This is a genomic window from Streptomyces sp. VTCC 41912, assembly GCF_045799175.1.
GTDB lineage: Bacteria > Actinomycetota > Actinomycetes > Streptomycetales > Streptomycetaceae > Streptomyces > Streptomyces albulus_C.
In genome coordinates, this window is the sequence record NZ_JBJMAB010000055.1 from 36,339 (window position 1) to 46,595 (window position 10,257).

Annotated in this window: 8 protein-coding genes and 1 pseudogene; 4 read left to right on the forward strand and 5 right to left on the reverse strand. The window is 64.9% G+C overall.

All coding sequences use genetic code 11. The features are described from left to right. Nucleotides 1-459: 459 nt before the first annotated feature. From ACJ6WD_RS38365 to ACJ6WD_RS38380, 4 genes are read right to left on the reverse strand one after another with little or no spacing between them, the layout of a single operon-like run. Nucleotides 460-1,074 carry a hypothetical protein gene (locus tag ACJ6WD_RS38365; protein WP_407617573.1) on the reverse strand — a complete coding sequence of 205 codons (615 nt, stop codon included), beginning with the start codon at nt 1,072-1,074 and terminating at the stop codon, nt 460-462. A 51-nt stretch (nt 1,075-1,125) separates the two neighbouring features. Next, a complete protein-coding gene (locus ACJ6WD_RS38370) occupies nt 1,126-2,346 on the reverse strand; it encodes an ABC transporter permease (protein WP_407617574.1) in 1,221 nt (406 codons plus the stop codon). Beyond that, nucleotides 2,343-3,050, reverse strand: coding sequence for an ABC transporter ATP-binding protein (locus ACJ6WD_RS38375; protein ID WP_407617575.1), 708 nt, complete (start codon nt 3,048-3,050; stop codon nt 2,343-2,345). The genes ACJ6WD_RS38370 and ACJ6WD_RS38375 overlap by 4 nt, the downstream gene beginning before the upstream one ends. Further along, nucleotides 3,047-4,399 carry a peptidoglycan-binding protein gene (locus ACJ6WD_RS38380; RefSeq protein WP_407617576.1) on the reverse strand — a complete coding sequence of 451 codons (1,353 nt, stop codon included), beginning with the start codon at nt 4,397-4,399 and terminating at the stop codon, nt 3,047-3,049. The genes ACJ6WD_RS38375 and ACJ6WD_RS38380 overlap by 4 nt, the downstream gene beginning before the upstream one ends. 441 nt (nt 4,400-4,840) lie before the next feature. Here ACJ6WD_RS38380 and ACJ6WD_RS38385 point away from each other — a divergent pair, with 441 nt between their 5' ends. The 4 genes from ACJ6WD_RS38385 (at nt 4,841) to ACJ6WD_RS38400 (ending at nt 9,417) form a co-directional block, all read left to right on the forward strand. Further along, entirely contained in the window at nt 4,841-5,524 is a 684-nt protein-coding gene (locus ACJ6WD_RS38385) for a response regulator transcription factor (RefSeq protein ID WP_376555048.1), read from the forward strand. A gap of 8 nt (nt 5,525-5,532) precedes the next feature. Beyond that, a complete protein-coding gene (locus ACJ6WD_RS38390; RefSeq protein ID WP_376555051.1) occupies nt 5,533-7,020 on the forward strand; it encodes an ATP-binding protein in 1,488 nt (495 codons plus the stop codon). 899 nt (nt 7,021-7,919) lie between these two features. After that, entirely contained in the window at nt 7,920-9,089 is a 1,170-nt protein-coding gene (locus tag ACJ6WD_RS38395; RefSeq protein WP_407617577.1) for an RICIN domain-containing protein, read from the forward strand. Nucleotide 9,090: 1 nt separating this feature from the next. Next, nucleotides 9,091-9,417: a tail fiber domain-containing protein gene (locus ACJ6WD_RS38400; RefSeq protein ID WP_376555057.1), complete on the forward strand. Its 327-nt coding sequence runs from the start codon at nt 9,091-9,093 to the stop codon at nt 9,415-9,417. A 607-nt stretch (nt 9,418-10,024) separates the two neighbouring features. Here ACJ6WD_RS38400 and ACJ6WD_RS38405 read toward each other — a convergent pair. Further along, nucleotides 10,025-10,257: pseudogene (locus tag ACJ6WD_RS38405) on the reverse strand (hypothetical protein); the annotation flags it as partial.

Below are 10,257 nucleotides of genomic sequence, written 5' to 3' on the forward strand. Positions count from 1 at the left end.
GCCTCCTCTGCAGGCAAACCTATATTTGGTGGAGCGGCCTGACTTGACCATCGCGCGAGGGGAAGAATGCATCAAGGAGCAAGTGATCACTGGATTCAGGCTTCGCGGAGGCAGCTCTGCGGTCAGGCCGGTGCGGTAGTCGAGCCCGTGTCTTTTCGGGTCCGGTTCCGCGGTTCCGAGTCGCAAGGCTTCTCGTACTGGAGCTCGTTCAGCCACGGTACTTGGGATGACTTCAGCTCAAATTTCGTTCTATAGCAGCTCGGCGGGCTCCAGCGCTGGCTGCGGAGTGGCCCGCAGGCGCAGGTCTGCTGTCGGAGTGGCTATGCAGGTTGACTCGACTTTGCCTCACGGGGTTTGGATGTGCAGGCCGGTCATGTCGGTCTGACCTCGGACAATGTCTGGCAGCGGCCTGCTGGAGGCCGTACTGGGCGCAGTGACAGGGTATTTCGCGCGGCATTCTTATCCCTTTTCACACTTCGCGTGGGCGGCTTCACTTCGGGGGTCGTCGGGGTCGAGGGCCACTGTTGGGTCATTGAGGGTGGGATCCTTGACGTCAATACCCTCCTTCCGCATGCAGGCGGCAATCTTCTGGCTCTTCTTCAACTGTTCCTCCTTCTCTTGCGAAGAGTCCTCCAGTTCCTTGGGGATGGGGAATTCCTTGTCGCAGGCTTGAATTACACCCTCGATGTATCGCTTTGAGAAATCATTGAGATACGTTCCGTCAGATTTCATCCCGAAGTGTTCGTCAGTTTTCGGGGTGAGGCCGCCGTTGCCATCGTCGACGAGTTCGATGCCCAGACTCTCAGCCTTGTTGCGCTGGCAGTCGTAACGCTTGCGGTGATGGTTGCTGTTGGCGTCGTCGTATTCCTTGGTGCCTGGCTTGAGCTTCTTGTTGGAGCCGTCGGCGCCGCCTTCCGCGCTGGAGGAGGCCAGGGAGGCGATCTCGTCCGAGGCCTTGTCGGTGCCGGATGCCGAGGTGGTCGGGCCGCTGGTGCAGGCGGTCAGTACGACGGCGGCCGCAGTCGCCCCCAGTGCTAGACGAAGGCGGCGCAGCGTCGTGGACGTGCTGGTCATGGTGTGGTGTTCTCCGTTCGTTCGGGGTGTGAGAGCAGGGGGTTAACGGGGTCAGTCGGCGGCCAGGGCCTGAGATGGGGGAAGCCGGGAGGCGCGGTGGGCGGGGTAGAGGCCAGCGAGGATGCCGACCAGAACGGCTGCGCCGAGCCCGCCGAGGATTGCCGCAGGGGGTAGGACGGTCGGCCATTGTTGGGTTGCGGCGTATCCGGCGGTTCCGGCTGCGCCTAGGAGGACGCCGGCGAGGCCACCCAGGAGGCAGAGCACTACCGACTCGGTGAGGAACTGGGTGCGGATTTGCCGCTGGTTGGCGCCCAATGCCCGACGCAGGCCGATTTCCTTGCGGCGCTCCAGTACAGAGATGATCATGGTGTTGGCGACGCCGACTCCGCCGACCAGGAGAGCGACGGCGGCCAGCCCGAGGAAGAGCGAGGAGAAAGCAGTCTCGGTCAGCTCCTTGGCCTGCAGGGCGTCGGAGGGGCGGCTGACGGCGACGGCGCCTGGGTGCTGCGGGTTGACGGTCGCGGGGAGGACTGTGCGGACATCGTCCAAGGTGTGTTCGGCGGCGCGTAGGTAGACGGTGGTGGGGTGGCCGTCAAAGTCAAGGTGTTGCTTCGCGGTTTGCCAGCCGACGAGGGCCGAGTGGTTGATCTCCGGCAGGAGGGGGCTGGATTTGAGGATTCCGGTGACGGTGAACCAGCGGTCGCCGATCCATACCTGGGGGCCTGTCTGGCCGTCTTCGGGGGTGAGGCTGGTGATGCCAAGGCGTTCGGCTGCGGTGACGCCAAGGAGCACGGTGGGGTGGGGCCCGGTGGTGTCGGGGAGTTGGCCGGCATGCAGCTGGCCGTCCAATGTCTGCAGCAGCTGGCCGCGCACAGCTGTTACGGACAGGCCAAGGTTCTCAAGTTCCGGGACCTTGTCCGAGCGCCGCACGGTGACGCCAGGCAGTGTGCCGACGGCGGCGGTGGAGGTGACTGGGCCGATGCCTGCGGCCAGGGCGTCTGCCTTTTCCGGTAGTGGGGTTGCCTGGCCCCCGCTGGCGTTCTCGTCTTTCTGTACCCGGAGCAGGTTGGTTCCTAGGCGGGCCATGTCCTCCTCCAGGGCCTGCTTGCTCGAGGAGGGGATGCCGACCACGATGACCATCGTGGCCACTCCGATGCAGATGCCCAAGGCGGAGAGCATTGCGCGCAGGGGCCGGGTACGCAGCCGCAGCAGGCCGAGGGAGACCAGGTCGCGGGGGGGCAGCCGGACGGGACGGATCTGGCGTAGTGTCACTGGGCCCACCCCTGCGGGGTTCCGGTGTCATTCCAGACGGCACCGTCGAGGATCTCGATGCGGCGGGGAAGCCGGGCGGCTACCTCTTGATCGTGGGTGATGATCGCGATGGTGGTTCCCTGGGCGTGAAGGTCCTCGAGGAGGGAGATGACTGAGTGGCCGGTGAAGCTGTCCAGGGCGCCGGTCGGTTCGTCGGCCAGGACGAGTGCGGGGTTGTTGACCAAGGCGCGGGCGATGGCCACGCGCTGCTTCTGCCCACCGGACAGCTGGTGTGGCAGATGTTCAGCTCGGTCAGCCAGGCCGACGCGGTCCAAAGCCTCCCGGGCCGCCACGCGTCGCCGATGTCGGGGAAGCCCTGCATACAGCAGGCCGGTGGCAACGTTCTCTGTGGCGGTGAGCCCCTCGGCCAGGTGGAAGTGCTGGAAGACGAATCCGATGGCGCGGCCGCGGAGAGCGGACAACTGGCGGTCGGAGAGCTTCGCGACATCGTGCCCACTGATGGTGATCCGTCCGGCGGTCGGCCGGTCCAGCGTGCCCATCAGATGCAGCAGGGTCGACTTCCCCGAGCCGGACGGGCCCACAATGCCCACCAGTTCGCCCTCGTGGAGGGTCAGTGAAACATGGCGCAGTGCCTGCACGCCCCCGGGGTAGCTGCGAGTGACGTCTTCAAGTTCCAGCACGGGCACGGAAGAGGGCGAAGTCATGCGGTCGTCACCACCTGCTGGCCAGCGGAGAGCTGATCGGAGGAGACCTCAACCAGGCCCTTGGCGAACATGCCGGTCTTCACTGGGATGAGCCGGGACGCGCCGGCTTCGAGGACGCGTACCGCATAGCCGCCTTCGCGCAGCGCCACCAGGGCCCCGACCGGAACAGCCAGTACCCCTCGTCTGGTTTCACTCGCGAAATGCACACTCACGGGCGCGCCATCCAGGTCACCTGCTGCCTGGGGAGTATCGAGAGTGACGGTGACAGTGACCTTTGCCTCACCACTCGTACCGGATGGACGACCTCCGCCGCTCGCGTCTTCCTTGGCCTCCTCGGCAGGACGGGCTGCTGTGCCGACCTCGGTCACCTTGCCGAGCTCCTCCTTCTTGCCGCCCGGCAGCGACACGGTGACCTTGGCTCCCTTCTTGGCCAGCGCCTTGTCCGTCACACTCATCGGGACGGACACTGTGCGGCTGGTGCCGGAAACAGTCAGCAATTCGGCCCCGACCTCGGCCTTGCCCCCGAGCTGGGCTTGAACCTGGGCGATGCGGGAGGCGCCTGGGACCACCGTGACGTCACCGGGGCTCACCGTGCCGGTCGGCTTCAACCCGGTGGCCCGCTGCCACTTCTTCACCGCCTCGACGGTGGCTTGGGTGAACCGGTCATCGGGCCGCCCGAAATCCCGGTAGCCCAGGGCATACAGGTTCTCTTCCAGCACCCGAACATCCCGCCCCACCGTGCCCGGCCCCGCAACCTCACCCTCCTCTGCCTGTGCACCCGAAGCCCGCTCGGGCGGGCCGTCCTGGGCATCCTTCGGCGCGTCCTTGGAACCCGGCGATGGCGTGGCTCGCCCGTCCGTACCGGGGGCTGCATCGCCCTTGGCGGGCGTCGGCGATTTGGGACCAAGCGTGCGGAACAGTGGTGTTTCTCCGAAGAAGGCGTGCACCGGCCGGACATTGATCTCCAACACCTGGTCCCCCCGGTCGATCACGGTCCCGGGTTTGGGCACCCACGTCACCGTCCCCTCCCGGGCGCCGATCACCGGCCGCTCCTTGCCGTACCCCAGGGTCCCGGCAAAGGTCTTGCGCTCTGCGAGGTCTGTCTTGATCACCTCTGCTGACTTCGCCGCCGCTGGGGCCTCGGCCTGGTGTGTAGCTGCCTGCTTCGGCAGCCAGGTGTAGGCCACTGCCCCCGCTGTCCCCGCCAGGACGAGGACCACGCACGACCCCACCAACACCGCCCGGCGGCGAGAACCACGCGGCGCTTCGTCCTCGCGCTTCCCCGGCATCTCGGGCGGGCCGCCCTGGCTCGCCTGCTGGGAAAAGGGCTGCGTACTGTCGTGCTTCACTGCTTGTGCTCCGTATCGTTCTGGCTGCATCCCCCACTCGCTGCTCTCTCTGGCCAGGGAGATTCCTCTGCCGAAGGTGTGAGCTGTCGGTAAGCAGTCGGTTGGGCATGGCGGGTCGGTTTAGGCGCTACGCCGCGGGCAGTCGAGGTCATCGCCATCGAGATGCGCATGCGGACCTGGCGTATCAACTGCGCCGGCGCCGAGCACCCGGGACAGCGTCTGACCACCCACGGCAATGCATGCACCGTGGTACATGGGTCCGCGGCAAGAGCCGGGAACGTGAGGTTTCGGTCCTTCGCTGACTGGCCACACCGACACAGTGCCCTGCGTGTCTTCCCGTCCAGTGGTACGGATGTGGCAGAACGGCAACAAATCACCGAAGGCTGGCAACCTTGGTCTGGGCCGGCCGCATCATCGTCGCCACATCGGCATACTTTCCTTATGCCCCGGATTCTCCTGATTGAGGATGACGACTCCCTGCGGAACGGCCTGAGACTCGGCCTGGCTGCACAGGGACACGAAGTGCTCCCGGCCGCCACCGGGCAAGCCGGCCTTGACCTGCTATGGGACCGCAGCACTGACGCGGTCATCCTCGATCTGATGCTCCCCGATCTGGATGGGCTGGAGGTGTGCCGCCGGATCCGCAACGGCTGCCCGGTGCCCGTGATCATGCTGACGGCGTGCGGAGCCGACGACGACATCGTGCGCGGACTAGCGATGGGAGCGGACGACTACGTGGTAAAGCCGGTGCGGGCGCGTGTCCTGGACGCGCGCATCCGCGCCGTGCTGCGTGGCGTACGCGCAACGCCCCGCACCGAGCGTCTGGCCGAGACCCATGCCGGCCTCACGCTGGACCGCTCGGCCCTCACCGTCGTCAAGCACGGGCAGGCCCTCACGCTCACGCCCCTGGAGCTGCGGCTGCTTCTCCAACTCTCAGCTGCACCCGGCCACGTCCACTCCCGCGCAGACCTACTCCAACAGGTCTGGGGACACGCAGCGACGGCTGACCCGCGGCTCGTCGACTACTGCGTCACCCGGCTCCGAACGAAGATCGAGGACGACCCCACCCGGCCCCTGTACATCCAGACCGTACGCGGGTTCGGCTATCGGTTCGGCCCACTGTGAAGCGCCACATGACAGCTATCCGCGCCCGGTGGAGCGCACGCCCCTGGCTCACCCTGCGCAGCCGTCTGGTCGCCGGCTACGTGCTCGTCGCTACCGTGAGCGCACTGGCGACCGCTGGCCTCACCTATCAGCAGGCCCGCTCCTCCCTGATCGAGCGCGGCCAGGAATCTCTCGCACAGAGCCTGCGCGGTCATGCCGGCACACTCGCTGCAGACCTGCCCTACCCGCCCACCAGCCACGACCTGAACGCCTACGCGCAGCAGTTGGCCAACGTCACACGATTCGCTCACCTCACAATCCACTACGGGGACCTATCGGCCTCCGCAGCACCCGACGGCCGGTCCCCCGGTGATGTGCCCATCCCAGGGCCGCTGCGCCGAGCTGTCGCTCACCACGAAAGGCTCATCGTCCAACGCATCTCCGTCGACGATGAGCCGTGGTTGGCCGCCGGCACCCCAATCACGGCCGCTGATCGCGACATGCGGCGCCTCTCAGGCCTCGAGGTCTATGGCCTTACCCCGCTCGCCGCTGTCCAAGGGGAAGTCAGCGCCGTCTGGCAGGCCGCCCAGCGCGGCTCTATTCCGGCCCTGGTCCTTGCAGTGCCGCCCGCGCTGCTGGCCGCGCGCAGCGTGCTGCGCCCGGTCCGGCGACTGCAGCGCGGTGCCCGCCAACTCGCCCACGGCGACTTCACCAACCGCCTACCGGTCACCGGCACAGACGAACTCGCCGATCTGACACGCACTTTCAACGAATCCGCTGCCGCTCTGGAAGTGTCTGTCACTGAATTGCGCCGTATGGAAGCCGCAGCCCGGCGCTTCGCCGCAGACGTCTCCCACGAACTACGCACCCCCGTCGCCACCATGAGCGCCGTCAGCGACCTGCTCGCTGACGGCGCAGACCGACTCGACGAAGACCTGGGCACAGCCGCCCAGTTGGTCTCCACCGAAGCCGACCGACTCGCCCGACTCGTCGAGGACCTCATGGAGATCTCCCGATTCGACGCCGGCGCCAACACCCTGGTCGTCTATGAGATCGACCTCGCCGCGGCGCTACAGGCCTCCCTTGACGCTCGCGGCTGGCACGACGAAGTACACCTGGAATGCCCTGCAAACATGCACACCGTCCTCGACCCTCGCCGCCTCGATGTCATCATCACGAACCTCGTCGGCAACGCCCTGCGCCACGGCGCCCCGCCCGTCACCGTTACCGTCACCGCTACGCCCACGAGCACTGAGCCGGAGAGCCCTCCCAGCAACCGCCTCCGTATCCAGGTCGTCGACCAGGGCCCCGGCCTTGGCCCCGACCCCGATCAACTCTTCGAACGGTTCGCCAAAGGCAACCCCGCCCGCTCCAGCACCGCCGGCAGCGGCCTCGGCCTCGCCATCGCCCTGGAGAACGTCCGACTGCACGGCGGTAGCCTCACCGCCGGCAACAGCCCACAAGGCGGCGCTGTCTTCACCATCGAACTGCCTCACACAACGGGAGGCCCCCAGTGAAGGGGACACCGGCCACTCCCCCGCTCGCACTCCTCATCCTCATGCTCCTCACTCTGGCCACCGGCTGCGGCACCGGCCCCGGCCTTGGGCCAACTGGTCCCCAGGACGCGGGAGAGGCCGCTCACGGCGTCCACCCCCGCGCCACCATTTACCTTGTCCGCGAAGGGCGCCTCCACCCCGTCCGCCGTGACACCAGCGCTGAAACCGAGCCCACCCGTGCCGCCGCCGAGGCCCTCCGTCTGCTCTTGCTCGGCCCCGCGCCCAGGGAACGCCAAAGCGGCCTGACCTCCCTGCTCCCCCACGCCACACTCAGCGGCGCCACGGACCCCATGAAGTTCGTCACCGTCCAGCGCCGCGGCGACGACCTCATCGTGCGCTTGCCCTTCAACCCCGCCGGCCTGCCCCGCCTGGGCCTCGGCCAACTCGTGTGCACCGCTTCGACACGTGCCCCAGTCACCCTCACCCACGACGGGACCTCCAACAGCCCCCACCGATGCACCGACTTCCCTCGCACTCGCTGAGACAACCCCACATCACCACTTGCGAGTTGACGCTGCTCCAGATGACGCAGCGTTCGGTCAACTCGGTTCGGCAGGTAGGCGGAACGCATGGAGCCTGAAGGTGGCGAGGGCCCTCAGGGCCGTACCCCTTGAGAGCAGAAGCTTCCATTGCCCCCTCGCACTGCTGGGCGAGCAGGCGACCGCTCTCGCCCGGTTTGCCGCACAGCGAAACTGATGTTAAAGTCAGCAAATAGAGGGTTGGTCTCTCGCAAGGGCACCCCAGGCGGCAGAGAGCGCCTCGTTGATCATGACTCCATTAGGCGGGGCCGATCCGACAGAAGACTCACACGCAGCAGAGGTGCCCGAAGAGAAGGAAGAGACGTACCGAAGGGTAACTCCATGTCAACCAAAGGACAGAAAATGCAGAGCCTAGCCAGGGGAACGTTCATTACCACGGGAATGATCTCGCTGACACTCCCCTTGATTGCCGGAACAGCACAGGCAGCCCCCAAGTCTTCAATTCCTTTTCTCCCGCAGCCGCACATTCAGAACAATTGCTACTCAGGGGACTTCGGCAGGGCTGCTGCCACGAAGTGGAGGGAAATCTCCTGGAAAGCCCCCAAGGGACTTCCTGACGGAACGAAGGTAGTCATTACTTCAGGAAATAGGCCACTCGACATTCCAGCGTTGCCCGGCGGCCGAATCCCTGACGGAGCCCTTGATCAAACCAAGGGAGGGGAGCAAGTCAAGCATGACGCCTACACAGGCGGGACGGATTCGGGGGGCGGATGGCGGAAGGATCGCAACGGCCCTGCCTTTACTTCGTCTATTGAGTATACGGTCCACTTCGAAACCCCGGACGGAAAGAAGAGCCCGAAGTCTCTAGCGCTCTTCACCGACTTTGGTGGGCTCCGCTGCAAGAACGAAATCGCCCGGAATGGAGCCGACCCGAGCACATATGAATACAGCCCCGACTCGCCCATCGGGAGCACTGTCAAGTTGCTCAATCAGGGAACTGGCAAGGCGGCAGATGCCACGCAGGGTAGCGATAGAAATATCGTACAGTGGAGCGAGCACTCAGGGAAGTGGCAAGATTGGAAAATCGAGTCGTTTGGCGGCGGTCTCGCGAAAATCAGGAACGTGGAGCACAACCAGTGCCTTTCTGTGTCACGGGGCACGAGTGGGCTCCCCGTAAAGGGCGAATCCTGCAGCACGAAGCTCGAGCAGGCATGGAATATAACCTATAAGCAGGAGGTGGGAGCCTTCCAAATTAAAAACGCAGCCACAAACGAGTCCCTTGCGGTCCCTAGCAATAGTGCTGGAGATGGTGCAGAGCTAATCACGATTCCCCGTTCCGCAGAACGTGAACCAGGAACACACCTCTGGGACATACAGCAAGTGATGTCGGAACTTCCCACGAAACGCAAGGGAACGTGCGATAATCAGGTATTCGACGGCACGGATCGCATTTCGAGAGAACTCGACGCCATGTGCCGTCTTAGGCCTGGAGGGAACAACCCTAGCGACCGGAACATTAAGTCCAATGTCACTCCTGTAGTGTGGCAATAAGATGACATCTTCCAGCTCGTCGAGTGTTTCGGCTCCCGCCTACATTCCAGGGTGCCCAGCCGAACCGGTCAACGGATTCGATATTCTCCGCAAGGTCGCCGAACTTCCCATCAGCACTTGGCGCTACCATGGGCAGCCGGAAGGAGTACGTCATCTGGGCCCCATGTCCCAAGACTGGGCAGCAGCCTTCGGGCTGGGGGAGACTGACAAAGCCATCCATTGCGTTGACGCCAACGGCGTGGCTCTGGTCGCGATCCAGGCTTTGGAGAAGCGCGTGACGGAACTCTCGAGAGAGGTCGCTGAGCTCCGCAAACCCCGGGGATATTGAGTCGGACAGCACTGTCTTCCCCAAAGATGTGCGGCCGGTTAACTGGGTTTCCCTATCTTCCCCCCCTGGTTTCCGGTGCAGATTGCAGCTTCAAGCCGGAGCGTGGGGGGGAAGGCCTCAAGTTCATTGCCCTCACACCCAGCCCCTATCCTATCCTGGCAGCGTCGAGGCAAGGGCATGGCGTAATAGGCGAGAGCGTGTAACTCACCGACTGCGCCAATGCCTCGCCACAGTCGCCCACTGGGTTGATCCGGAGTGGTGTTCGCCCCATGCGGCCAATTGGTCACGTACTCGTCCAACATAGTCAGGACGATGTTGGCCATCAAAGGCGATAGCCCATAGGTTTCGTCAGCCGGTGGGGGCAGGTTGGGGTTCGTGGAGGTGCCGTTCACGGAGCATAGCGAAAAATACGTTGGCCACGTTGTCCGAAGCGCGATCTCATTGCGGCCTGGAGCTCCGACTTCAGGACAGACCCCGCCCCGAGAACGGTCGGCTGCCAACGCATGTTCATGGAGGGATAGCGGGCGGGTGCGGTAACGCGGTAGCAGCCTGGGTTCGAGCGCGCCGTAAGCGGACTGATGCGGTTCGACACCCTGGACATGGGCATTCATCTCGCCTTGACCTGCAGTACGTAGCCAAGCCCGCAGGCTTCCAGATCGTGACGGAAGTCGGCGTTCGCGTCGTATCGGGTTTCTGCGACCAGTATGGCTGGCCGCAGGCCAATTCCTGCGAGCTTGTCGAGCATCGCGAGTGCCAGGCACCACTTAGAGCTCCTAACGCAACACTGGTAGCCGTGTCCTCCGGACGGATGTGTCGGTTGCTTGGGTGTGGGCAAGCGGA